The sequence below is a fragment of the Micromonospora sp. CNZ322 genome, assembly GCF_007827755.1.
In genome coordinates this window covers 134,601-157,478 of sequence record NZ_VITD01000004.1, presented here as the reverse complement: position 1 = coordinate 157,478, position 22,878 = coordinate 134,601, and the positions used below count along the sequence as shown (strand labels likewise).

Below are 22,878 nucleotides of genomic sequence, written 5' to 3'. Positions count from 1 at the left end.
GGACGGCACAGTGCTCGAGCGCGAAACTCCCTGGATCTAACAAAAGTTGCCCTAAATAGCGCGAGCAAGCGTCCGCAACTCCTGTAGGACACGCTGGCGAGATACACCGGACCGCTCATGCCGCCGAACACGGACCCCGGTTGTCAAGGTGACTTGGATATCGCAGTGCGAGGCGCTGGCTTGAACTGCGCACACGGTCACAGCCTTCGCCGTGCGTTTCGGTCCACCGGTCATGCACATTAGGTGGCCGTCGTGTGTTGGGACAAGCCGCCACACCCGATCGTGGACACCGGCAGACGCGAGCCGATTGGCGACCTCTAACGCACTGTTGGGCCGAATAACTGGGTCGACGGACAGACATTTCTCGAGAACCTGACCCAGACTCTGGGAGATGTGGGGTCCCAAGTCTCGCACAGGTCGCTTCTCTCCAGACTTGACCCTTGCCAAGACACGCGCCGTATCTCCACGGGTATCGACAGGAAACTTGCCCGTCAACAGGTAACAGATCGTGGCCCCGAGTGAGTAGATGTCCGAAGCGACACTACATACATGCCGGGATAAAACCTCGGGAGCCACCGTCGCAGGAGTTCCATCGGGCGGAGCGCTCCCCGATGAGTCGAGCCGATGAGCCTTGCCAAGGTCGCCCAGTAGGGCCCTCTCATTGTCCCCGAGAAACACGTTCGCGGGCTTAACGTCGCGATGGACAAGACCGTCAGCGTGAACGCGCTCAAGGCCATGGGCGATTTCGATCGCCCAGCGAATTGCCTGGTCCGTGCCCACTCCGTAGGAACCTGCCTTTGTGTGGAGATCACCGCCAGGCATGTGTGCCGTAGCCAGATACCGTAGGTCCGAAGGGTGCAAGATGTCCGCGTTGAACACAGGTAGGAGGAATTCCGACTTTAACTGCTCCAGCATCTGAGCTTCGTCCCATGTTGCTGCCTGACCGGGACGCGGAGCAAGGATCTTTAGAGCGACCTCTTTGTGCAGATACTGGTCGAATACCAGGTAAACCTGCCCGTCACTGCCCTTGCCTAGATCCCTGGTGACCGTGTAACGATCATTGATCCGCCCCCCCGCGGGGTACGGCTGCGTGGAGGCAGACATGACGATGAGCGTAGTTTATCTGAGTGACCACCCTTGGTATCGCGGTGTCGATGACGCCGAAGCGCCCCGTTGTTTCCTGCGTTCTTCTGGATGGAACCCGCGACGCTCCAACGAAAGTTGGCGTGTTCGACTTGAAGACAGCCAGTGATTATGTTATGGATCAAGGAGAGGACTTGGCTAAACAGCTGAGCAGCAAACTCGCCGCTCTTGGCGCTGATGCGGCGGTGATCCGCATTGCTGACTTCGCCCCAGTCGCAAGCCGCTCAGCCGCACCTCGTCACAGGCTCTTGATTGAGGGGGCACTAGGCTTCGCGTGTAAGGGGCGACTTTCAGACGTGCGCGTTCGAACTGGAAAAGAAATCGGCCTCGAACTCGGCGTCTCGAAGCCGAAGGCCGACTCTGCTGGCCAAGCGCTTGACAAAGCTCGCGCGACTGCTGCGAGCGCGGCTCTTAGCGCTTTGCCAGCGAAGTGACCCAATCCAGGCGAATCAAACTTGCAGGATCTCCAACGCGTCCACACCGCACTCTACTGGGCCAACAGCGTGCGGCAGTGCGTGCAGAGCGGCTCCGGCCACTCGGCCAGCTCCTGCCTGCCGAGCTCGACGAGCGGCATTGGCCATCCCCGTCCCGCTGGCCAAGTTGACATCTACGACCAGCACGGGCTCTCCGTCAAGGTCGAGCCCTCCTTGTGAATACATCAAAGCGCGGAGGCCGGGCGTCATCAGGAGGGCAGCGCCGACAAGACGCTCTGCGGCAGGGCTCGCAGCAACGAGACGTGTCATCCCGTAACTGTTTGCCACTAAAGCAACCTGAGAAGCAGCCTCCCTCAGCCGGCCCCTATCAGACAACTCGTTCACGTTGCGCTCGCTTGCTGCCACGAGGTCCAACAGACTGCTCACAGCGTCCTCCACCATCGCGAACATGCGTGCTAACGACCGGAGCCCAAGTATGGGCTTGCATAGCCAGACGTGTGGATCTTGATGGGGTTTGTCACTGCAACGTTACCCGCGTCTCGTCACAAATAGGTCGGTTCGGCACGCGTAGTCGGTTGTCGCACAGCCTTGCAAACGGCCCTGCCATCCCGTCTGCCGTCGACCCGCCCACTTGGGGAGCGGGCCACCGCCCGGCCCGCCACGTCAAGCGGACCTTGACGCACGGTCGGGCGCTGGCGGGTCGGGCGGTGGTCTGCTCGGCTTGCCCGGGTCGACGGCGGGCGGGATGGCTTACCGCAACCACCCACGGACCGCGACGCGCCGACGGAGCCCCGGCCATCCTGGAGCCGGAGCGCCCCCGCCGGAGGCGCAGTAACCGCAACCCCGCGACCGCCACCAACTCGCCGACGCGGCCGGCGTGCGCTCCCCTGCGCCGTGCGGCCTCGTGGCCGCGCGGCCCGGCCGGCTGCTGCCGGCCCACCACCCCGCCGGTCAGCGGCCTGTCGTTCTGCGGCGGCCCCTTGGGCTTCCCGCTTCCGCGCCAGCCGCCGGGCGTGTTGCGTGGCCGGAGTCGGAGCGCCAGCGGAGCGACGGACGCGCGCCCAGGCGGCGGCGCGTGCGGCCCGTTCAGGGCCGCCTTGAAGACGTACAGAAACTTTGAACCACTTCGCCGGCAGCTCGGCCGGCACCCGAACACGGGATGGCGAGCGGACCGGGTGCCTCCGTACCCTGGCGATATGGCCGACCTCGTCGACACCGCTCGGGAAGTTGCACGACACCTGCTGGAGACACCGTTGCCCCGTCGATGGAGTCACGTCCAGGCGGTCGCTGCCAAGGCGGACCGGATTAGCGGAGCAGTCCCGAGCGAGGATCGTGAGGTGCTCGTAGCATCGGCCTGGCTACACGACGTCGGTTACAGCCCTGACCTGGTCGACACCGGCTTCCACTCGCTCGACGGTGGCCGCTGGCTACGCCGTGAGCACTTCAATGAGCGGATTGCCGCCTTGGTCGCTCATCACTCCTGCGCCTGGCTGGAAGCCGACGAGCGTGGGCTCGGTGAGGCCCTGGCCGCCGAGTTCCCTCGGGAGGAAACCGCGGTGACCGACGCCATCTGCTGCGCAGACATGACGACCGGACCGGATGGCCAGGATTTCGAGGTGTTGGAGCGGCTGGCGGAGATTCGGTCGCGGTACGGGCCGGAGCACCTGGTTACCCGGTTCATCGGTCGGGCGGAACCGGAGATGGTCGCTGCCGTGCGGCGGACTCAGCGCCGGCTCGCCGGCGTCCATCAGCCGATGTAGGGCTCGGGACGTTCCTCGTAGCCTTGGGTGATGCGGAGCAGGGTCGACGGGTGGATGTCGAGCGCGGCCAGCTCGTCGCGGGCCACCCACCGGACGTCATGTGACTCATCGCTCGGCGTCGGTTTGCCGCTGACCGGTACGGCGCGGAAGCAGAGCGAGAACTGCTGTCGTACCTCGCCGTCTGAGTACTCGATGACGTGACCGGGGTCGGAGTAGACGCCGACGATCCCGAGCACTTCGACGCGGATGCCGGTTTCCTCGTGGGTTTCCCGGACTGCCGTCTCTGCGACCGACTCGCCAACTTCCTGTCCGCCGCCGGGCAGGGACCACAGGCCGTTGTCGGTCCGCTGGATGAGCAGCACCCGTCCGCGATCGTCTCGTACGAAGACGGAGACGGCGACGACGATGCTGTTGGCCTTCGGCGCGCTCGGGTCGTGGTAGTGCTCGGTTCTTGCCATGCTCTTAGGCTGCCATCTCGCCGCGTGGCTGAGTCGTCGAGGCAGCTAGGACCCGGTCGAAGCTGTCGGCGTACGTGCCAAACAGATCGCCGCCGTTGAGCCTGCGCAGATGCATCACGGGCGCATGTGGCGCCGGAAACCCGAGCACGTGCATGTTCACCAACATCTCGTCATCGAAGCGATAGATCGAGTTGTACAACGTCGTGTTGTGGTAGCGGACCTTCACCCCGGGCGCATCGTCAAGCCGGTTGTAGTACTGCTGAACTTGGCGGATCTTCGCGGCCATCACACCCGGCGAACCCTCCTCGATGCTCTTGCGCTCGATCGCCTCGCTATTCGGGTCCCCGAGCAGGATTGTCACCGTGACGCCGTCAACAGCCTTTTGACGCAGGGTGTCGATCAGCCTGCGGTCCTGCTCTACGAGGAACAGGCCGGCGTAGGCCAGCACGTCTATTCGCTTCTCCGCGCGTTCGATCAGTCGACGCCATAGGTCGTACGGCACGGCAGAGCGCCGGGTGTAGAGCTGCACCAACTCGCTCTGCCCAATCCTCGACGCCTTCTCGGGGGTCACCGCGTCTGGCCACAGGTACGGCACGTCTTCCCGCACCATTGCCGCGATTGCGTGTCGGTGACGCGGGTACGGCGTCCGGTCCTGCGTGATCCACCGTTCTACGGTCTTCGCATCAACCCCGATCTTCTCGGCCACAGCGACCGGCGTCAGGCCGTTGCGCAGGATGGCATCGCGGAGCCGGTCGTTTGGCATCGTTCCTCCTCAAGGGACGACTAGGGACGCATTCATCGTAACTAAGACGTCCCATAGTCGTCCAGCTCATCGGATGGGTTGTCCCTGGCTTTTCGGGAGCCTTATCCGCAGAGGCCACGAGCAACAGTCCACCGGGGACTAGCTCATTACTGGCCCGAGACCCAGGAGGTTTGTTGTGAAGCTGTACGTGGACACCCAGAGCAAGCAGGTCCAGGTGACGAAGGACCCGGAGCCGAAGAACGACCAGAACGGCAATCAGCGGTCGGAGAAGAACACTGGCCGGCTCATGTGGTCGACCCAGGTCTTCGTGCTCGACGAGACTGGCGGCGAGATCATCACCATCACCACGGCGGGTGAGAAGCCGGGCGTGACGGTGGGACAGCTCGTCGCTGTCGAGCAGTTGGAGGCTATTCCGTGGGCGACCAACGGGCGTAACGGCGTCGCGTTCCGTGCGATCACGTTGAAGCCGAAGGCTGGTAACTCGGCGGCTAAGTAGGTCCCTCGTTCACCGCGCTGTGTGAGCCCTGGTGTCTGAGGCACGAAGCGGCCTGATGGTCCGCTGAGATTCCTGGTCCGGGAGTGGTTCCGACTCCTACATTCCCGGCCCGTCACCACCAGTGGTGGTGGCATCCCCGCAAGAGCTGGCGCGGGGTCGGTCCGACTCCTACATCTGCCGACCCCGTGCCCTCCAACTCATCCAACCCAATGTGCTTGGGAGGACTCGTCATGTCCAAGTCTAGCCCCCGCCGGTTCGCCGGCAGGTCAACCGGAACGGTGACGGTCATCGAGGCCAAAGTCCACCGCTCCTCCGCACGCAACGCCCGAATGGCGTTCATCCTCACGGCGGTCATCGTCGGCCTTCTGTCGGCCGTGGTGGCCGCTTCCTCTATCCACCCGATCCTCGCCGTCTTCGTCGGCGCGCTGATCGGCGTTCCAACCGGCGGCCTCGTCTGGGTGCTCGTCCGCATCTGGCCGGTGATCCGGCTGCTGTGGTGGTGGACCCCGGAAACCATCCTCGGTGTCCTGCTGCTCACCGCGTGGGTGCAGCTCGCCAACCACACCCCGACTCTGGTGACCCTTCTCGTGGTCGCCCTGGTCGTCGGCGTCCCCGCCGCCATCCGCCCGGTCCGCCGCCAGGTCATCGCCTGGACGTGGTGCCTCGTGGTGAGGCATCGGCTGCGTGTCTGCTTCGCGCAGTTCATCATCGCCAACCAGTCCGGCAGCCTGCCGCTAATCCTGTGGGCCAAGCCCACCCCGGTTGGCGAGCGGGTCTGGGTCTACCTACGACCGGGCCTGTCCGCCAAGGACCTGGAAGGCCGCCTCGACAAGATCGCGGTCACCTGCCACGCCTCCACCGTGCTCATCGAGCGCGCTTCGGAGAACAACGCCGCCTACCTGCGGTTCGACATCAAACGCCGCGAGGTGCTGACCGCCCACGTCGGTTCCCCGCTGGTCGACGTGATCGACCCGAGCGCACCCGTCTCGGCATCGCCGCTGATGGTCCCCACCGCCCTGGACCTGCCGGACGTCACCGCTCCGACGATCAGGATCCCCGCCCAGGGCAAGTCCGACAGCAAGAAGCCGGCCGCAACGACGGCCAACGGCAGCAAGCCCGCGGCTTCCTCCGCGTCGCCCGAAGCAGACGACGTCTCCGACTGGATCTGACCCCACCCAACCCCGGACGCGAGGAGCCATGGCGGCTCGTTCGTGTGGCTCCTCGCGCCCACAACGCCCAGGAGGGCACCTCATGACCACCACGATTCCCACCACCGCCGACGCGGTGCCGGTGGGTCCTGGCCTGTCGATGTTCGACCCGATCTTCATCGGGATCGACGAGTTCGGCCAACCCGTCTACCTGGACGTCATCTACCGCAACCTGCTCACCGCAGGCGAACCCGGCGGCGGTAAGTCCGGCCTCATCAACAACATCTGCGGCCACGCCGCCCTGTGCGACAACACCCGCCTCGTGCTCTTCGACGCCAAACTCGTCGAACTCGGCCCCTGGCGAGACCTCGCCGACGCCTTCATCGGCCCCGACATCGACCAAGCCATCGAGGTGCTCCGTCGCCTCCTGGTCGTCGCCACCAACCGCTACGCCTGGCTCCTGGCCAACCGGCGCCGCAAGCTCGCCGACGGCGACGGCATGTCCGTCATCGTCACCATCATCGACGAACTCGCCATGTTCTCCACCGTCCTCGGCACCAAGCAGCAACAGGAAGAGTTCTCCACCCTCCTGCGAGGGCTCGTCTCCCTCGGCCGTGCCTGCGGCATGCCCGTCGTGGCTGCGACTCAGCGCCCATCGTGGGACATCATCCCCGCTTCGTTGCGGGACCTGTTCGGCTACCGGGCCGCGTTCCGGTGCACCTCGCTGAACAGCTCGAACATCATCCTCGGTCAGGGCTGGGCCGAGCAGGGCTACACCGCCTCCGACATCTCACCCACCAACCAAGGCGCGGCCTACCTCCTCGCCGAAGGCGGCGTCCCCCGCCGCATCAAGGCCGCCTACCTCACCGACACCGACATCTACAACATCGCCGACTACGCCGCCTGGACCCGCCGCCCCGTCGGCACCAGCACTCCGGCGGTCGACCCCACCGAGTGGGAGATGGCGGCATGACCACCCGCGAACGCGCCTACGCCCGCGCGAACAACCAACGCGCCGCCCAGTTCACCGAACTCTGGATCACCGGCAGTCCCGAGGACATCGCCGCCCTGGTCCAGGCCGTCGCCCGCAGTGGGCGACTCGTCTACCTCTCCGCACCCACCCAGATGCCGGGTGACGACAACCGGCACCGCCGCTACCTGCGGCTACGCGCCCGATAGCCGGTCGACAGGACCAGTCAACGCCTGCCAGCACCCGCTGGTCCTGCCGACCTCCACCAACAACCTCGAAAGGACGTGGTTGCCATGAAGGCTACCCAAAACCCACCCACCACAGCAGCGGTCACACCCGCTGACCTACTGCGGATGGCTGCCCTCTACCTGCGCCGGCACGGCTGGCACCAGGGCACCTATTACGCCCACACCACCGACAACCTCACCCCGCCGGCCTGTGCCGCCGGGGCCATCGGCATCGCCTGCGCCGGACACACCGTCGAGCACTTCTCCCAGCTCGACCCCGACGCCCTCGCCGACTACCTCGCCGCCCTGGGCGTGTTCGTCGACTACCTCGACACCACCGCGCCCATGTTTTTCGTCGACGAGGACGGCTACCTCCTCGACGAGCACACCTCTCCGTACTCCTGGAACGACGACCCGGCCCGCACCGCCGAGCAGGTCATCACCGCCCTCACGGCGGCTGCCACCCAGTGGGACTCCCTCCGCAAGGCGGAAGGGGAGACGCGATGAACACCGTCAAGAAGCCCTTGACGCCCAACCTGCCCCGGCAACGGCGTCGGGACGTCGTTGAGAACGACGCCTTCGCCTCGTTCGCTCGGCGCATCATCCGCGCCCACGGCCGCCGCGTCGCCACCGGAGACGTCGAAGCCCTCCGCGACCTCATCGCCCTGTCCTCCGTCATCGACGACGCCATCGGCGAGGCCGTGATCGGCCTCCGCGCCTTCGGCTACTCCTGGGCCGAAATCGGCTCCCGCCTCGGCATCTCCCGCCAAGCCGCCCAACAGCGCTGGGGCGGTGACAAGCCATGACCGACCTACGCGCCGTCGACCTGGACAACCTGGCCGAGCGCACCGGCATCCGGGTCGAGTTCTACGACCCGCTCGGCACCCGCTACGGGTTCCCCACCTTCCCCTACCACTGCGCCCCCACCGGCCTGGCCACCCTGCGGCAACTCCGCGCCGCCGGCCTCCGCCCCGGCGGACACGACCCAGTCGCCCAGATCCTCTGGCGACACCGCCAAAACCGGCGGGTCGCCTACCTCTACCGCGCTGACCTCGCTAAGGCGAAGCGCACCGCCACGCCCGCGCAGCGGGAGGCCATCGCCAGAGCCCTGCTCGCCCGCCGGACCTGCCGGCACTGCGGCCAGGTGAAGCCCTACTACATCCCCCGCCGCTACGGCTGCTGCCTCGACTGCCAGGGAGGCCTGTCATGACCGACCCCTTCGACACCGGTGCCTCGATCTTCATCCTGTCTCCGCTGACCGGTGGAACCGCCTACTGCCTGCACCCGGTCCCGAACTGGCGACCCACACTCACCGACGACTTCGTGACCTTCACCGACCCGCTGACCAGCGCCACCGTCACCATCTACGTCACCCTCCGGCAGGACGGCCACAACACCCCGTACCGGTGCCTGGCACCCACCGACGGCCCCTGCCCCCTCTGCCACGACACCGGTGACATCCACGTCCGGTTGGACCTCACCTACGAGGCGCAGCACGGCGGATTCGACGACTCCCCAGGGCCTGGTGCCTACCTCGACATCACCAAGCCCTGTCCCGCATGCCGCCCCACCGCCTTCCACCTGTCGAACAACGACACCGTCGAGCGGAGCGAGTGATGCCCGCGACCAACCCGGCCAACGCCGGCACCCGTCTGGAGGGCCTGGTCCTCGTCCTCATCCTCATCGTCGTCGGCGGCTCCGCCGGCGCCGCCTCGTTCACCCACGTCCACGACTGGACCATGGCCAACAGCCCCGACAACACCCCGGGCTGGTTCGGCTGGGCCAACGCCGTCATCTCCGAACTCGTCCCCATCGCCGCCCTACTCACCATCCGCCGACGCCGCCGCACCGGCGCTTCCATCGGCTACCCGATGGTCTTGCTCATCGCCGCCGCCGGCCTCTCCCTCGCCGCCCAACTCGCCGTTGCCAAGCCCGGCCCGTCCGGGTGGCTCCTCTCGGCCGTTCCCGCGCTCGCGTTCATGGCCCTGGTCAAACTCGTCCTCGCCCCCGCGCCCACCACGCAACCCATGGCACCGGCTCCTGAGCCGATGGAGCCGATCCGCGTTCAGGTGGCCGAGCAGGTCATCACTGAGCCGGCACCGCCGGCTGCCATCACCCCGGCCCCTACGCCGGAACCTGTCACCGCACCGGCCTCGGAGCCGGTCGACGTCCCCGCTCACTTGCTGCCTACCGCTCGCTTCGCGGCCGTGCAGCACGAACAGGCCACCGGCCAACCCATCACCCCTGCCGAGCTGGCCGACCGCCTCGACGTCAGCACGGTCGTCGCCGGGAAGCTCCTGACCACTATCGGCGGTGTCCGATGACCATCGTCTTGGTCGACATCGAGCAGGTCACCCACACCTGCCCCGCCTACCCCGACGCGCACCCGTTCGACATCCGCCGAACTCTGGTAGACGTCATCCCGGGTGGTCCCTGCCGGGCACCCGTCACCATCCGCTGCGGCGACACCACCGCCACCATCCCGTGCCGTCGGCACGAACCGGTCAAGCGCCAGTGCGGTGCCTGCCGGGTCATCGTCACCGAACGCACCATCACCACCCGCACCCTCACCACTGAGGTTCGCGGCTGATGGCCTCGACGCTGGACCTCACACCCCGGACCATCAGGGCCCGGGGTGTGGGCTCGAACGCCGACACCATCCCCGTCTACGACTACACCGCCACTGGTTCCGCATTCACCCGCGCCACCCGCCCGGACTACTTCGGGTGGCTGGAACACGTCCGGGCCGCCGCCGGCTGCACCCGACCCATTCGCCTCGCCGGCCAGCTGCTCACCGTCGACTCGTCAACGGGCAGGGTCCTGGACCAGCGGCACACCGACGCCATGCCCGACGCCGCGATCTACACCGCCTGCGGCAACCGACGCGCCACCGTCTGCCCCGCCTGCGCCCATACCTACCAACGCGACGCCTTCCAACTCCTGCGCGCTGGCCTCATCGGCGGCAAAGGTGTCCCTGACACGGTCGCCCAGCATCCGGCGGTGTTCGCCACGTTCACCGCACCGTCCTTCGGCACCGTGCACACCCGGGCGGTCAAGCGGCACACCTGCGGCAACCGCAAACGCTGCGACTGCCGGCCCGACCCGTGCCACGCCCGCCGCGACACCGGCCTCTGCGAACACGGACGGCCTGCTGTCTGCTGGGCACGCCATGAAGCCGGGGACCAGGTGCTCGGGCAGCCGTTGTGCCTGGACTGCTACGACCACACCCACCAAGTCGTGTGGAACCTGTTCTCCGGCGAGCTGTGGCACCGCACAAAGCAAGCCGCGGAACGATGGCTCGCCAAACTCGCCCGCCGCCGGGGCATCCCCCGCGTCCATGTCGTCACCGCCTCCGGCAACATCCGCACCGTCGCACCTGTGCGGCTGTCACACGGGAAGGTGGCCGAGTTCCAGGCACGTGGCGCTGTGCACTTCCACGCCCTGGTGCGCCTCGACGGCGTCCACCCCGACGACCCCACCGCTGTCATCCCGCCACCAGCCGGCTTCACCATCGCGGACCTTGACGACGCGATCCGCGCCGCTGTCGAGCAGGTCGCCTTTACCACCCCGACCCATCCCGACCGGCCCGGTGGTTGGCAGATCGCCTGGGGTGATCCGGGCAAGGGCCTCGACATCCGACCCATCAACCTGACCGGAGACGGTGAGGTCACGGACAGCATGGTCGCGGGCTACCTTGCCAAGTACGCCACCAAAAGCACCGAGGTAACCGGGCACCGCTCCGTCAGACTCGACGCCGACTCCATCGGCGACTACGCCGACCCCGACGGCGACCACACCGCCCGCCTCATCGACGCCTGCTGGCACACCGGCCGACCCACCGGCACACCCGTCCCCCTCGCGGAGAGGCCCCGGGACCACCGGCCACGGCCCGGCTTCGTCGACCGCTGGGAGTGCCCCGACTGCGGCACCCACACCCGCTACGCCGCCTGCCCCGTCTGCGTCGCCCAGCGTCAAGCCAGCCTTGACACCGGACCGACGAAACCAGCCACGGGCAACCCTTACGCCCGGCTGCGGCGCTGGGCGCACATGCTCGGCTTCGGCGGCCACTTCCTCACCAAAGCACGCCGCTACTCCGTCACCTTCCAACTCCTGCGCGACACCCGCGTTACCTTCCGACGCCAGGAGCACGAGCACCAGGCCGACGAACAACCCGGCACCCTCCGCGCCGTCGACCACCTCGACGAAGACGACACGACGCTCATCGTCGGCACCCTCACCTTCGCCGGAGTCGGCTGGCACACCACCGGAGACGCCCTCCTCGCCAACACCGCCGCCGCCATGGCACGAGAGCGACGAACCACCGGCCGCGAAGAACTCGCCCACGAAATCGCCACCACCCCGGCCGGCACCTCGCCGGCTGCCGCTTGATCCCGCCACGCCGCACGAGGAAGGCCAACCGATGGACGCCCCCACTTCGATCACTCCTCGCGTGCTGCGCGTCGAGGAAGCCGCCCGAGCGCTCGGCATCGGTCGCTCGCTCGTCTACGACCTGATCCGCTCCGGTCGCCTCCGCTCCTTCAAGGTCGGAAGCCGCCGGCTTATCCCCGCTGCCGCCATCGACGAAGTCATCACCACGCTCACGGAAGAAGCTGCCTGATGCCCAGAGAGCCCAAGCAACGCCAGTCCGCCGCTCGTCGCAATCCCAACGGCGAAGGCTCGATCTATCAGCGGTCTAGCGACGGCCGCTGGGTCGGGCAGGCTTACGTGCTCACCACCGAGGGCACCCGTAAGCGCAAGTTCGTCTACGGCGCGACCTGGGAAGAAGCTCACACCAAGCTTGTCGACCTGAAATCCCGCTCGCAGCGAGGCATCCCGGTTCCCGACCGGGCCTGGAAGCTGGCCGACTATCTGCCGTACTGGCTGGCCGCCTACGTCAGCGACCTCAAGCCCACCACCGCCCGGGGTTACGAAAGCGCGGTAAGGCTGCACCTCGTTCCGGCACTCGGCACCAAGCGTCTCGACGGGTTGCAGGTCCAGCACGTCAAGGCGTTCATGGACGAGTTCCGCCGTAAGTGCCTCTGCTGCACCAACGGCCTCGACAAGATTCGACCCGCTGAACGCCGCTGCTGCTCAGTCGGTCGCTGCTGCCAGCACTACCCCAGCGCTCGTCAGATTCAGTTCGTGCACGCGGTGCTCCGCAACGCACTTCAACATGCCATGCGGGAAGAGCTGGTGTCGCGCAACGTCGCCAAGCTGGTTCGTATCCCCTCGCCTCGCTACAAGGTCGGCAAAGGGCTGTCCGTCGACCAGGTACGAAAGATCCTGGCCGCCGCAGCGGGCCACCGGCTCCATGCGCTCTATGTCGTGGCGGCGACGATGGGGCTGCGTCGAGGTGAGCTGGTCGGCCTCCGTTGGTCGGATCTCGACCTAGACGAGGGCACGCTACGGGTGCAGCAGACCGTCCAGCGGGTTGCCGGGCAGCTCCACGTCCAGGACGCCAAGACCGAAGACTCGGAGGCGGTGTTGCCGCTGCCCGAGGTCACCTGGCTCACTCTCCTCGAACACCAGGAACGGCAGCAGACGGAGCGAGCCGCACTCGCCGAGGTGTGGGAGGACCACGATCTCGTGTTTCCCTCGGAACGGGGCACTCCGATGGAGCCCACCAACCTCAGCCGCTCATTCGCTCGTCTCCGGGAAACGGCCGGTCTGCCTGGTGTCCGCCTGCACGACCTGCGGCACACCGTGGTCTCGCTGCTGATGGAGTTGGGTGTACCGCCACACGTCGTGCAGGCCATCGCTCGGCACGCCGACGTGAAGATCACGCTCAAGGTCTACGCTCACGCCAACCTCGACGCGATGCGTCAGGCTCTAGGCAAGCTCGACGGGAAGCTCTCGTGAGTGCCATTGCTGTCAGCGTTGCTGTCAACCGGTCGACTCGCGGCAGTGACCATCGGGAAATGCCTGATGGAATTGGAGCCCCCGGCCGGGATCGAACCGGCGACATCTCGCTTACAAGGCGAGTGCTCTGGCCAGCTGAGCTACAGGGGCGCGTGCGTCGAGGTCAGCATAGCGACTGACGTCCGGTAATCCCGATCGCGTGGCCTCCCGAGAACGGGAATCGTCAACAACCCGACGCAGACTCGTTTCCCACGGCGTCGATTGATGTCTGACCGTGCCCGAGTGACCGGAATGCGTAGCCCGCCTGGTGGGCTGGGCGGCCCCCCACCTTGGCAGCACGGGTAAACGCGTTTACGGTTCACTGACACGGACGACGACCGGGCGCCCCCGCGACCGCGCCGCCGTCCGCTGAACCGGCACGGACACGTGCCGGTTGCTCCTTCACTCGGATCGTCCGGCACGTTCCTGCCGGTGAAAGGAAGCGCTTCACCATGGCTACGGTCACCTATTCCAAGGCGTCCCGGGTCTACCCGGGCCAAGAGCGTCCCGCCGTCAACGAGCTGGACCTCGAGATCGGCGACGGGGAGTTCCTCGTCCTGGTCGGCCCCTCGGGTTGCGGTAAGTCCACCAGCCTGCGGATGCTCGCCGGCCTGGAGGACGTGGACGCCGGTTCGATCTACATCGACCAGCGTGACGTCACCCACCTTCCCCCGAAGGCCCGCGACATCGCGATGGTCTTCCAGAACTACGCCCTCTACCCGCACATGACGGTGTACGAGAACATGGCGTTCGCCCTCAAGCTGCGCAAGACCTCCAAGTCGGAGATCGACCGGCGGGTCAAGGAGGCGGCCGGGCTGCTCCAGCTGGAGGAGTACCTCAGCCGTAAGCCGAAGGCGCTCTCCGGTGGTCAGCGTCAGCGTGTCGCGATGGGCCGGGCGATCGTCCGCGAGCCGCAGGTCTTCCTCATGGACGAGCCGCTGTCGAACCTCGACGCCAAGCTCCGCGTGCAGACCCGTACTCAGATCGCGTCCCTGCAGGCCAAGCTGGGCGTCACCACGGTCTACGTCACGCACGACCAGGTCGAGGCTATGACCATGGGTCACCGGGTCGCGGTGCTGCTCGACGGTGTCCTCCAGCAGGTGGACACCCCGCGGGCGCTCTACGACACCCCGGCCAACGTGTTCGTCGCCGGCTTCATGGGCTCGCCCGCCATGAACATCAAGACCGTTCCGCTGAACGAGCGGGGCGCCGAGTTCGCCGAGCTGCAGATCCCGCTGACCCGCGAGCAGGTCGAGGCGGCCCGCGCCGAGGGTGGCGACGGCAAGGTCACCGTGGGCTTCCGCCCGGAGGACTGCGAGCTGGTCAGCCCGACCGAGGGCGGCATGCCGGTCGTGGTCGAGCTGGTCGAGGACCTCGGCTCGGACGCGAACGTCTACGGCCACGCCGCGCTGGGTGGCAACTCGGAGCGCTTCGTCGTCCGCACCGACCGGCGCAACATGCCGAACATGGGTGACACCGTGTTCGTCAAGCCGGTCGCCGGTCGCAGCCACGTCTTCCACGCCGCCACCGGTGGCCGGATCTGACGTAACGCCGTACCGACAGGGGCGGTCCGCTTCGGCGGGCCGCCCCTTCGTCGTACCCGAAGCGGCTCTTGACCTGTCAGAGCTGACACGAAGGCCCCCTCCCGCGCTCGGCGGGAAGGGGCCTTCGTTCGACGTGCGCTACTGCTCGACGGAGCGCCGGCGGGCGACCTCGGCCAGGGCGACCGCCGCCGCCACGCTGGCGTTGAGCGACTCGACCTCGGAGATCATCGGGATGCTGACGGTCAGGTCGCAGGTCTCCCCGACCAGGCGGGAAAGACCGCGCCCCTCGGAACCGACCACCACCACCAGCGGACCGACCGCGGCCTCCAGGTTGTAGAGGTCGGTGTCGCCGTCGGCATCCAGGCCGACGACCATGAAGCCGGCGTCGCGGCACGCCTTCAGCGACCGGGTCAGGTTGGTCACCTGCGCCACCGGCACCCGCGCGGCCGCGCCGGCACTGGTCCGCCAGGCGGTCGCGGTGATCCCGGCGGCACGACGCTCGGGTACGAAGACACCCTGCGCGCCGAACGCGGCAGCCGACCGGATCACGGCGCCCAGGTTGCGCGGGTCGGTGACACCGTCCAGCGCGACCAGCAGCGGGGCCTGCTGCTCCAGGGCAGCGGCGACCATGTCCTCGAACGGCTGGTACGCGAAGGGCGGCACCTGCAAGCCGACGCCCTGGTGCAGCACCCCGCCGGTCATCCGGTCCAACTCGGCGCGGCTGATTTCCAGGTTGGCGATGCCCCGGTCGGCGGCGGTCCGGATGATCTCGTTGATCCGGTCGTCCATGTCGATGCCCTGGGCCGTGTAGAGCGCCGTCGCCGGCACGTTGGCGCGCAGCGCCTCCAGCACCGGGTTACGCCCGACCAACAGCTCCGGGGTGTCCTTGGACGGGTTGGACTTGCGCCCCGGCGTGACCCGGGGGCCGGACCGCCCGGTGGGCTTGCCGCCCCGCCCGCCGGTGGCAGCACCCCGGCCGACCGGTACGCCCCGACCGCCGCCCCGACCCCAGGTGGTGTCCTTGCTGCCAGGCTGGCCGATCTTGGGGGCGCGCCCCTCCTCGGCCGCCGCGCGGCGCTCCTTGTCCTGCTTCCAGGCGGTGCGCTGGGGCAGCTTCTCGGTGCCCGAGTAGCCCTTGTGCCACGGCCGCTCGTCCGCGGGCAGGGTGCGACCCCGCCCGGCCAACGAGTCCTTGTTCTTGCCGCCGGTGCCCTTGGGGGCGCCTGCCTTCGACGTCAGTCGCCGGCCACGGCGCTGCGAGTTGCCGGCCATCAGTCCTGCTCTCCAATAGTCCAACGGGGGCCCTGGGGGGTGTCCTCGACCACCACGCCGGCCAGCTTGAGCTGGTCACGCACGGCGTCCGCGGCAGCCCAGTCCTTGCGGCCCCGCGCCTGCGCACGCTGCTCCAGGGCCAGCGCGATCAGGGAGTCCACCACGGCACGAAGATCGTCCGATCGGCCGCCACCGGTCCAGGCCGGGTCGAGGGGGTCGATCCCGAGAATATCCAGCATTGCCCGCACCACGGCCAGCGTGGTGCGGACGGTCACATCGTCGCCGACGCTCAGCGCGGTGTTGCCGTCCCGAATGTGCTGTTGCAGCACGGCCAGCGCGGCGGACGTGTTGAGGTCGTCGTCCATCGCCGCGACGAATCCGGCGGGCAGCTCACCGAGCTGCCCGGCACCGACCCGCTCGGCGGCACGCTGCACGAAACCCTCGATCCGCCGGTACGCGGTGGCCGCGTCGCGCAGCGAATCCTCCGAGTAGTCGATCACCGAGCGGTAGTGCGCGGCGGCGTAGTAGTAGCGCAGCTCCACCGGCCGCACCCCGAGCGAGTCCACGTACGCCAGGCCCAGCGCGTTGCCGGCGGACTTGCCCATCTTGGCCCCGCCGATGCTGAGCAGCCCGTGGTGCACCCAGTAGCGGGCGAACGGCAACCCGGCCGCCTGGGACTGGGCGATCTCGTTCTCGTGGTGTGGGAACGTCAGATCCAGGCCACCGCCGTGGATGTCGAACTCCGGGCCGAGGTAGCGCCAGCACATCGCCGAGCACTCGATGTGCCAGCCGGGACGGCCCAGCCCCCACGGCGAAGGCCAGTAGGCGTCCGCCGGCTCGTCCGGTTTGGCACCCTTCCACAGCGCGAAGTCGCGCGGATCCCGCTTGCCCCGATCCGGGGCGTCCCCGGCCGACTGCATGGCGTCCGGAGACTGACCCGACAGCGACCCGTACGCCGGCCAGGACGCCACGTCGAAGTAGACGTCGCCGGAGCCGTCACTCGCCGGGTACGCGTGCCCGTCGGCAATCAACTTCGTGATCAGCTCATGCATCTCGGGAATGTGCCCGGTGGCGCGCGGCTCGTAGGTGGGCGCCAGCACGTTCAACGACCGGTACGACTCGGCGAGCAGCAACTCGTTGGCGTACGCGATCGACCAGAACGGTCGGCCCTGCTCGCCCGCCTTGACCAGGATCTTGTCGTCGATGTCGGTCAGATTGCGAACGAAGGTGACCTCGTAGCCAGCGGCCAACAGCCAACGACGCAGGACGTCATAGTTGACGCCGGAGCGAAGGTGACCGATGTGCGGCGGCGCCTGGAGGGTGAGACCACACAGGTAGACCCCCACCTTGCCGGCTTCCCGCGGGACGAAGTCCCGCACCGATCGGGTGGCGGTGTCATACAGGCGTAGCGTCACCGTACAAGGGTAGCTGTCCGTGCCTGTCCGGGTCCGCCGGTGCCGGGTCGTACGCTGCCAGGCGTGGATGCGACCGCACGCTCCGGTGGCTCCGGTGACCCGCCAGCCAACCCCACCGCCCCCGCCGACCCGGCCTTCGAGCGGGCTTCCGGGCCGACGGACGCAACCTTCGGATCGTCCGGCGCAGGTGGAGGTCGGGCCGACGTGCCCTTCGGGCGGGGCTCCGGCTCAGCCGACGCGGCCTCCGGGCGGGCCTCCCGCTCGACCGACGCGACCCGCGGGCGGGCCGAGGCTGGCGCCGGGCGGGCCGACGCGGTTGCGGGGCGGGGCGGGGAGACGTCGCAGACGCTCGACCGGGGGCTGCGGCTGCTGCACCTGGTCGCCGACGCCTCTGGCGGTCTGACCGTCACCGAGGCCGCGAATCGGCTCGGCATCGGCCGGGCCGCCGTTTACCGACTGGTCAGTGCGCTGACCGGGCACGGCATGCTGCGCCGCGACGGAGACGGTCGGCTGCGCCTCGGTGCCGGGTTGCTGCACCTGGCCCGACGGGCCCAGCCGCTGCTCGCCGAGGGTGCGCTGCCCGCGCTACGCCGCCTCGCCGAGCAGGCCGGCGCGACCGCGCACCTGACCGTCGTCGAAGGTGGCGAGGGCGTCGCCCTGGCCGTGGTCGAGCCGAGCTGGACGTCGTTCCACGTCGCGTACCGGGCCGGGGCACGGCATCCACTGGACCTGGGAGCGGCCGGCCGGGCGATCCTGGCCGGTCGCGCCGGGGTGGCCGAGCCGGTGAGTAGCAGCGGGGAGTTGCAGGCCGGGGCGTACGGGGTGGCCGCACCGGTGCTCGGCGTACCCGGCCTGGAGGCCAGCGTCGGCGTGGTCGCGCTCGCCCCGCTGGACGTCGACACGATCGGCCCCGAGGTGCTGGCCGCCGCCCGAGCCATCACCACCGCCCTCAGCTGACCCCGACCGCCACACCCCACCTCACCGCCCCCCGCCGCGCGGCCCCACCCTGCCCCCGCGGCTTGATCGACTCGGGTTCATGGAAGTCGCGGTGTCCCGAAGCCGGTGATCGCCCGACTTTCAGAAACGCGAGTGGATCACCGCCCGTCGACGGCTCCGATGCCTGATTGGTCGGCCGTTCTGACCGCTGTCATAGCACGATCGGCAGGCGGATTCGTGGTTGTCCACAGGTCCGGCGGCATGCGCGGGCCGAGTTGTCCACAGGGGTTTCGGTGGACAGTCCGTGGTCGGCAGGCTGCTCGGCATGCCCCCACGTCCGCATCGCCCCGATGCCCTGGCCTGGCAGGTCTTCCGCGGCTCCGACGCTGTCCGGGACGGCCTGCTCACCGAACATCAGCTGCGTAACTCTGCCTGGGTGCGGTTGCGCCACGACATCTACGCCGACTCGCGGCTGGACCGGGATCACGCCCTCGCGTGTCGCGCCGCCCTCCTCCGGCTACCGCCCGGCGTGGTGGTCGGCGGCCCGTCGGCCGCCTACCTGCACGGCGTCCAACACGCCGCGAGCTTTACCGACGATGTGCACGTCCTCGTGCCCCGACCGCTGCGGATAGGCCCACAGCGTGGCCTCCGCGTGCACGTCAACGCCATCACCCCGCTCACGGCGAGCGAGACCCTCGAGCTGGCCGCGCCATCCGCACGACGACCATCAGGCCGGCCACCGAACGCGAGCCGTCCGCCGACCCCAGGACATCGGTCAGCCGCAGGACGACCCCCAGACGCAGGACGACCCCCAGACGCAGGACGAGCGCCGAGCGCTGGAAGTCCACGTGATCCAGCGCGACCTACGGGAGCGGGCCGCCCACCTACCGGCGGAATGTCACAACGCCCAGCACGGCGCCTGTCCCGTCCGGCGGCGGTGTTCGTCGGAGCAGGGGGCATGGTGGTGCCTGGTCGAAGCGATGGGTGGGCGGCGGCCAGCCCGCCCAGGCCCAGGGGGCAAGACCTCCCAATCCCCCGATCCGACCCAGGGCGGGCCGCCTGGGAGACGGCTGTCTGGCTCGACCCGGTACGGGCGGTCGCCATCGTCGATTCGCTGCTCGGGCAGGGGCTGGTCGATCGCGAGACCCTGGCCGCCATGGCTGCTCGCCATGCTGACCGGCCGGGTGCGCGACGAACACGCTGGGTGTTCGACCTGGCCGACGGCGGAGCCGAGTCTCCGCCGGAGTCACAACTACGCGTGCGGTTGGTGCTGAGTGGGCTGCCGCGCCCAGCGGTTCAACATCCGGTACGCCTGCCCACCGGCATTGTTCTGCACCCCGATCTGGCCTGGCCGCAATATCGGGTAGCGGTGGAGTACGACGGGAAGTGGCACTCCGACGTGGAGCAGCTACACCGCGACCGCCGTCGGCTGAATCAGCTGGTCGCCGCGGGTTGGCTGGTCCTGCACGTGACCAGCCGCCGGCTGCACGGCGAGTTCCCGTCGGTGCTCCGAGAGGTGCGCGACGCGCTGGTCAGCCGCGGCTGGCGACAGGGATCGTCCAGATGACCAGGATCAACTCGGGTTCCTGGAAACCGCGCCATCCTTCAGGCGCCAACACCGCGCCTTCCAGGAAACCGAGTCGATCATGACTGGCGCCCGGCGGTGGCCGGTTACAACGTGCCTGGACGAGCCGGGGCCCGGTCGACGAGGTGTCGACCGGGCCCCGGAGGACGGCGGCGGTTGGGCCACCGCAGTGCGATGTGCGCTACGGGCGGGCGCTCGGCTTGAGCGGGGTCTTCACCGCCGCGTATGCGTCGACGATCCCGTAGCCGTAGAAGCCGTTGAAGTTGACCCCACCGGCGCAGTACGCGTCGTAGGTCTCGTCCCGGCCCTCGTTGCGGTACTGCTGGAGGCGCGGCTCCGGGCACGCGTGCTCGGCGGCCGTGCGGTAGAGGTGCTGCTCGACCTGGTCCGGCGACATCCCGAAGCCAGTCCGACCCTGCGCCTTGCCGTACCGGCTGACGATCAGCGCGGCGACACCGGCGGCGTGCGGGGAGGCCATCGAGGTGCCCTGCAAGTACGTGTAGTACCCGCACTCGCCGTTGGCCTTGCACTGCTTGAACACGCTCGTGGCGACGCGCGGATCGATGTTGCCGTCCGCGTCCACCTTGGGGTCCGGGATGGTGAGGGAGATGGGCTCCTCCTGGAGCACCTTGAGCGGGTAGCTGGAGAGGATCCGGTTACCGGGGGTGTTGTACGTCGGAGTCCCGAAGCCGTCCCGCGCGAATCCACCGGGCGCGGCAACCGAGATCTGCTCGGTGCCGTAGTTGGAGAAGTCCGACTTCTTGCCGGACGGGCCAACCGACGACACGCCGATCACATGCGGGCCCTCGGTGGGGAGGTCCCAGCAGCTCTCGTTGTCGATCGGGCGGTCATACGGGTCGGCGCCGTAGTCGGGGCTCGTGACGTCGGTGCGCGGTGCACCCAGGTCCTCGTTGTTGTTGCCGAGCGCACCGACAAGGGTCACGCCCTTGTTGTGCGCGAAGACCAACGCCCGCTTCATCGCCTTGATGATGGCCCGCTGCTCGGCCTGGTCCTCGGGGGAGTCGGCCGGGTTGGCGGTGCAGTTGTAGAGCCACGGGTCGACATAGAACGACATGTTGACCACGTCGATCCCGGACCGGCCGGCGTAGACCAGGGCGTTGACGACCGGGTCGAGGAAGAAGTAGCCGGAGTCCTGACCACCCTTGAGCTCGACCAGCGAGACGTTCGGGGCGACGCCGGAGAGACCGAAGCCGTTGGCCGCGGCGCCGATGGTGCCGGCCACGTGGGTGCCGTGCCCGCCGTCGTCGGTGCCGACCGGGTCGAGGCAGCTCGGCACCTCGCAGGGGCCGTCCACATCGGTCAGGTCAGGCGCGAAGTTGCGCGACAGCGACCAGTTGAAGTTCGGAGCGATGTCCGGGTTGCTGGCGTCGACGCCGGTGTCCAGTACGCCGACGGTCACCCGACGGTCGCCCGGCTCGATCTTGCGGGCCTTGTCGGCCCGGATCATCTCCAGGCCCCACAGCTTGTCATCGAGCGGATCGAGCTTGGCGCCCTTCTTGGCAGCACCGGCAGCACCCGCACGAGCACCGGCAGCGGCCAGCAGGTGCTCCTGCTCGACCCGGTCCAGCTTCGGCTTGCGGCCGATGGCCTTCTGCTCGGCGGCGCCGATCAGCGTCGGCGCGGCGGTCGCCCTGGCCGCGAAGTCGGCCCGGTCGCTGCTGACCTGGAACATGCCGACCTCATCGGACCGGGACACCACAGTGCCGCCAGCTGCCCGGATCGCGGCGACGGCCGTGTCGGTGGCGACGCCATCCTCGGCGACGACGGTGAAGGTCCTGGAGTTGCTCGGCGCGGCGTTGGCCGGCACACCCAACCCCGTAGCCGTAAGTGCCAGCACAGCCGCGGTCGCGACCGTACGGGCGGTGAAGCGCTTGCTCACCACATCGGATCCTCTCGTTGAGGGACGTGGCAGCCATCACACAACAACGATCCGGATTACGCCAGTTGAGCGCCCGTTATGGCCGTGAATCCCGCCAGTTCGAGCCGCACCCCGGCCGCACAGGCACAGGCCGCACCGGCACAGGCCGCAGAGACACCCGCAGCGTCCGCCTCGACCTACACACCTACCGCGTCGACACCGAGATTCGCCAGCGCGGCCGGCAGGTCGGCCATGCTGGAAACTTCGGCGTCGGGTGGGCAGCCGAGGGGGCGAGGCAGGCCGAGCCGGTTCAGCCACACCGATCGCAGGCCGGCCCGCCGAGGCGCCACCACGTCGTGCTCCCACGAGTCGCCGACGTACACGATCTGCCCGGCTGGCACCCCGGCCGCCGCGACCACCGCGGCATAAAACTCCGGGGCCGGCTTCTTGGGCAGGCCGTTCTCGTGCGCGTACAGCTCGAAGGCGAACTCGCCGGCGAGCCCGCACCGTTCGGCGCGGCTGTTGCCGTTGGTGGCGAAACCAAGCGTGTACCGGCCGCGCAGCGTGGCCAGCGCCGGTGGCACGTCCGGAAACGGTCGGGTGAGGGCGAAGCGCTGGGCGAAGAAGAGGTCCGCGATCTCGTCCAGGTGGTGGACCAGCGCGGCGCGGGCCAGCGACCGGGCCAGTGCGGCGCGCCGGATCTCCGCCACCGGGGCGGCGCTCAACTCGCCGAAGACCGCGCCCCAGTCCGACTCCAGTTCGGCGAGCGTCACCCCGGCCGCCGCAGTTGTGCGTCGCCGCATCTCGTCGAGGACGGCCACCAGCCCGCCGGTGACGGCCGGGCGCAGGTCCAACAGCGTTTCGTCAGCGTCGAACACCACAGTGGTCAGCACAACACCCACCCTCTCACCGCCCGCGGAACCCACCGCCCGCCGAGGTCACCGCCCGCC

Annotated in this window: 24 protein-coding genes, 1 tRNA gene and 1 pseudogene; 18 read left to right on the top strand and 8 right to left on the bottom strand. The window is 68.5% G+C overall.

Features of this window, described 5'->3' with window-relative positions; genetic code table 11:
* Positions 1-51 precede the first annotated feature (51 nt).
* Positions 52-1,104, bottom strand: a complete 1,053-nt coding sequence (locus FB453_RS12085) for a serine/threonine-protein kinase (protein WP_145789907.1) — start codon at positions 1,102-1,104, stop codon at positions 52-54.
* A 23-nt stretch (positions 1,105-1,127) separates the two neighbouring features.
* On the opposite strand from FB453_RS12085, the gene FB453_RS12080 reads away from it, so the two are divergent.
* Positions 1,128-1,577: a hypothetical protein gene (locus FB453_RS12080; RefSeq protein WP_145789905.1), complete on the top strand. Its 450-nt coding sequence runs from the start codon at positions 1,128-1,130 to the stop codon at positions 1,575-1,577.
* Positions 1,578-2,773: 1,196 nt separating this feature from the next.
* Complete coding sequence (locus FB453_RS12075; protein ID WP_145789903.1) at positions 2,774-3,337, top strand: HD domain-containing protein; 564 nt, start codon at positions 2,774-2,776, stop codon at positions 3,335-3,337.
* On the opposite strand, the gene FB453_RS12070 is transcribed toward FB453_RS12075, so the two are convergent.
* A complete protein-coding gene (locus FB453_RS12070) occupies positions 3,325-3,795 on the bottom strand; it encodes an NUDIX hydrolase (protein WP_145789901.1) in 471 nt (156 codons plus the stop codon). The genes FB453_RS12075 and FB453_RS12070 overlap by 13 nt on opposite strands.
* Positions 3,796-3,799: 4 nt before the next feature.
* Positions 3,800-4,558: an XRE family transcriptional regulator gene (locus FB453_RS12065; protein WP_145789899.1), complete on the bottom strand. Its 759-nt coding sequence runs from the start codon at positions 4,556-4,558 to the stop codon at positions 3,800-3,802.
* 175 nt (positions 4,559-4,733) lie between these two features.
* Between FB453_RS12065 and FB453_RS12060 the strand changes: the two genes are divergently transcribed.
* From FB453_RS12060 to FB453_RS12000, 13 genes are all read left to right on the top strand, one after another.
* Positions 4,734-5,054, top strand: a complete 321-nt coding sequence (locus FB453_RS12060; RefSeq protein WP_112681382.1) for a hypothetical protein — start codon at positions 4,734-4,736, stop codon at positions 5,052-5,054.
* Positions 5,055-5,284: 230 nt separating this feature from the next.
* Positions 5,285-6,223, top strand: coding sequence for a hypothetical protein (locus FB453_RS12055; RefSeq protein ID WP_145790371.1), 939 nt, complete (start codon positions 5,285-5,287; stop codon positions 6,221-6,223).
* Between the two features lie 82 nt (positions 6,224-6,305).
* Positions 6,306-7,175 (top strand): FtsK/SpoIIIE domain-containing protein, encoded by an 870-nt coding sequence (locus FB453_RS12050; RefSeq protein WP_145789897.1) that lies wholly within the window; start codon positions 6,306-6,308, stop codon positions 7,173-7,175.
* Positions 7,172-7,381 (top strand): hypothetical protein, encoded by a 210-nt coding sequence (locus FB453_RS12045; protein ID WP_145789894.1) that lies wholly within the window; start codon positions 7,172-7,174, stop codon positions 7,379-7,381. Before FB453_RS12050 ends, FB453_RS12045 begins: the two co-directional genes overlap by 4 nt.
* Positions 7,382-7,465: 84 nt before the next feature.
* Complete coding sequence (locus FB453_RS12040) at positions 7,466-7,906, top strand: DUF6197 family protein (RefSeq protein WP_145789892.1); 441 nt, start codon at positions 7,466-7,468, stop codon at positions 7,904-7,906.
* Positions 7,903-8,205, top strand: a complete 303-nt coding sequence (locus tag FB453_RS12035) for a hypothetical protein (protein WP_145789890.1) — start codon at positions 7,903-7,905, stop codon at positions 8,203-8,205. The genes FB453_RS12040 and FB453_RS12035 overlap by 4 nt, the downstream gene beginning before the upstream one ends.
* Before the next feature lie 20 nt (positions 8,206-8,225).
* Positions 8,226-8,609 carry an RRQRL motif-containing zinc-binding protein gene (locus FB453_RS12030; protein ID WP_145790368.1) on the top strand — a complete coding sequence of 128 codons (384 nt, stop codon included), beginning with the start codon at positions 8,226-8,228 and terminating at the stop codon, positions 8,607-8,609.
* The gene (locus FB453_RS12025; protein ID WP_145789888.1) at positions 8,606-9,016 is read left to right on the top strand and encodes a hypothetical protein; all 411 of its coding nucleotides are present in this window, start codon (positions 8,606-8,608) and stop codon (positions 9,014-9,016) included. Before FB453_RS12030 ends, FB453_RS12025 begins: the two co-directional genes overlap by 4 nt.
* Positions 9,016-9,723, top strand: a complete 708-nt coding sequence (locus FB453_RS12020; protein WP_145789886.1) for a hypothetical protein — start codon at positions 9,016-9,018, stop codon at positions 9,721-9,723. Before FB453_RS12025 ends, FB453_RS12020 begins: the two co-directional genes overlap by 1 nt.
* Positions 9,720-9,989 (top strand): hypothetical protein, encoded by a 270-nt coding sequence (locus FB453_RS12015; protein ID WP_145789884.1) that lies wholly within the window; start codon positions 9,720-9,722, stop codon positions 9,987-9,989. Before FB453_RS12020 ends, FB453_RS12015 begins: the two co-directional genes overlap by 4 nt.
* Positions 9,989-11,788, top strand: coding sequence for a replication initiator (locus FB453_RS12010; protein WP_145789882.1), 1,800 nt, complete (start codon positions 9,989-9,991; stop codon positions 11,786-11,788). Before FB453_RS12015 ends, FB453_RS12010 begins: the two co-directional genes overlap by 1 nt.
* 31 nt (positions 11,789-11,819) lie before the next feature.
* On the top strand, positions 11,820-12,017 hold the full coding sequence (locus FB453_RS12005; protein ID WP_196929226.1) for a helix-turn-helix domain-containing protein: 198 nt from the start codon (positions 11,820-11,822) through the stop codon (positions 12,015-12,017).
* Positions 12,017-13,258 carry a site-specific integrase gene (locus FB453_RS12000; protein WP_145789880.1) on the top strand — a complete coding sequence of 414 codons (1,242 nt, stop codon included), beginning with the start codon at positions 12,017-12,019 and terminating at the stop codon, positions 13,256-13,258. Before FB453_RS12005 ends, FB453_RS12000 begins: the two co-directional genes overlap by 1 nt.
* A 73-nt stretch (positions 13,259-13,331) precedes the next feature.
* Here the strand turns inward: FB453_RS12000 and FB453_RS11995 are convergent.
* Positions 13,332-13,408: transfer RNA gene (locus tag FB453_RS11995), tRNA-Thr, on the bottom strand.
* 341 nt (positions 13,409-13,749) lie between these two features.
* On the opposite strand from FB453_RS11995, the gene FB453_RS11990 reads away from it, so the two are divergent.
* The gene (locus tag FB453_RS11990; protein ID WP_091403085.1) at positions 13,750-14,841 is read left to right on the top strand and encodes an ABC transporter ATP-binding protein; all 1,092 of its coding nucleotides are present in this window, start codon (positions 13,750-13,752) and stop codon (positions 14,839-14,841) included.
* 138 nt (positions 14,842-14,979) lie between these two features.
* Here the strand turns inward: FB453_RS11990 and rlmB are convergent, their stop codons facing one another.
* Both rlmB and cysS read right to left on the bottom strand, forming a co-directional pair.
* Positions 14,980-16,113 carry a 23S rRNA (guanosine(2251)-2'-O)-methyltransferase RlmB gene (gene rlmB / locus FB453_RS11985; protein ID WP_112582882.1) on the bottom strand — a complete coding sequence of 378 codons (1,134 nt, stop codon included), beginning with the start codon at positions 16,111-16,113 and terminating at the stop codon, positions 14,980-14,982.
* Positions 16,113-17,528, bottom strand: coding sequence for a cysteine--tRNA ligase (cysS, locus tag FB453_RS11980; RefSeq protein WP_112699296.1), 1,416 nt, complete (start codon positions 17,526-17,528; stop codon positions 16,113-16,115). The genes rlmB and cysS overlap by 1 nt, the downstream gene beginning before the upstream one ends.
* Positions 17,529-17,843: 315 nt before the next feature.
* On the opposite strand from cysS, the pseudogene FB453_RS11975 reads away from it, so the two are divergent.
* A pseudogene (locus tag FB453_RS11975) lies at positions 17,844-18,485 on the top strand (IclR family transcriptional regulator); the annotation flags it as partial.
* Between the two features lie 1,135 nt (positions 18,486-19,620).
* On the top strand, positions 19,621-20,031 hold the full coding sequence (locus FB453_RS34825; protein WP_486480242.1) for an endonuclease domain-containing protein: 411 nt from the start codon (positions 19,621-19,623) through the stop codon (positions 20,029-20,031).
* A 199-nt stretch (positions 20,032-20,230) separates the two neighbouring features.
* On the opposite strand, the gene FB453_RS11965 is transcribed toward FB453_RS34825, so the two are convergent.
* On the bottom strand, positions 20,231-21,949 hold the full coding sequence (locus FB453_RS11965) for a S8 family serine peptidase (protein WP_145789876.1): 1,719 nt from the start codon (positions 21,947-21,949) through the stop codon (positions 20,231-20,233).
* A 176-nt stretch (positions 21,950-22,125) separates the two neighbouring features.
* Positions 22,126-22,821 (bottom strand): HAD family hydrolase, encoded by a 696-nt coding sequence (locus FB453_RS11960; protein WP_112601557.1) that lies wholly within the window; start codon positions 22,819-22,821, stop codon positions 22,126-22,128.
* Between the last annotated feature and the right edge of the window lie 57 nt (positions 22,822-22,878).

What these genes read in the sequence shown, in the direction of transcription:
- FB453_RS12085 (WP_145789907.1), bottom strand. Translation starts at nt 1,104, where the DNA reads ATGTCTGCCTCCACGCAGCCGTACCCCGCGGGGGGGCGGATCAATGAT.
- FB453_RS12010 (WP_145789882.1), top strand. Translation starts at nt 9,989, where the DNA reads ATGGCCTCGACGCTGGACCTCACACCCCGGACCATCAGGGCCCGGGGT.
- FB453_RS12055 (WP_145790371.1), top strand. Translation starts at nt 5,285, where the DNA reads ATGTCCAAGTCTAGCCCCCGCCGGTTCGCCGGCAGGTCAACCGGAACG.
- FB453_RS12065 (WP_145789899.1), bottom strand. Translation starts at nt 4,558, where the DNA reads ATGCCAAACGACCGGCTCCGCGATGCCATCCTGCGCAACGGCCTGACG.
- rlmB (WP_112582882.1), bottom strand. Translation starts at nt 16,113, where the DNA reads ATGGCCGGCAACTCGCAGCGCCGTGGCCGGCGACTGACGTCGAAGGCA.
- FB453_RS12005 (WP_196929226.1), top strand. Translation starts at nt 11,820, where the DNA reads ATGGACGCCCCCACTTCGATCACTCCTCGCGTGCTGCGCGTCGAGGAA.
- FB453_RS12025 (WP_145789888.1), top strand. Translation starts at nt 8,606, where the DNA reads ATGACCGACCCCTTCGACACCGGTGCCTCGATCTTCATCCTGTCTCCG.
- FB453_RS12045 (WP_145789894.1), top strand. Translation starts at nt 7,172, where the DNA reads ATGACCACCCGCGAACGCGCCTACGCCCGCGCGAACAACCAACGCGCC.
- FB453_RS12015 (WP_145789884.1), top strand. Translation starts at nt 9,720, where the DNA reads ATGACCATCGTCTTGGTCGACATCGAGCAGGTCACCCACACCTGCCCC.
- FB453_RS12000 (WP_145789880.1), top strand. Translation starts at nt 12,017, where the DNA reads ATGCCCAGAGAGCCCAAGCAACGCCAGTCCGCCGCTCGTCGCAATCCC.
- FB453_RS12070 (WP_145789901.1), bottom strand. Translation starts at nt 3,795, where the DNA reads ATGGCAAGAACCGAGCACTACCACGACCCGAGCGCGCCGAAGGCCAAC.
- FB453_RS12020 (WP_145789886.1), top strand. Translation starts at nt 9,016, where the DNA reads ATGCCCGCGACCAACCCGGCCAACGCCGGCACCCGTCTGGAGGGCCTG.
- FB453_RS34825 (WP_486480242.1), top strand. Translation starts at nt 19,621, where the DNA reads ATGGCTGCTCGCCATGCTGACCGGCCGGGTGCGCGACGAACACGCTGG.
- FB453_RS12035 (WP_145789890.1), top strand. Translation starts at nt 7,903, where the DNA reads ATGAACACCGTCAAGAAGCCCTTGACGCCCAACCTGCCCCGGCAACGG.
- FB453_RS11990 (WP_091403085.1), top strand. Translation starts at nt 13,750, where the DNA reads ATGGCTACGGTCACCTATTCCAAGGCGTCCCGGGTCTACCCGGGCCAA.
- FB453_RS12040 (WP_145789892.1), top strand. Translation starts at nt 7,466, where the DNA reads ATGAAGGCTACCCAAAACCCACCCACCACAGCAGCGGTCACACCCGCT.
- FB453_RS12075 (WP_145789903.1), top strand. Translation starts at nt 2,774, where the DNA reads ATGGCCGACCTCGTCGACACCGCTCGGGAAGTTGCACGACACCTGCTG.
- FB453_RS12050 (WP_145789897.1), top strand. Translation starts at nt 6,306, where the DNA reads ATGACCACCACGATTCCCACCACCGCCGACGCGGTGCCGGTGGGTCCT.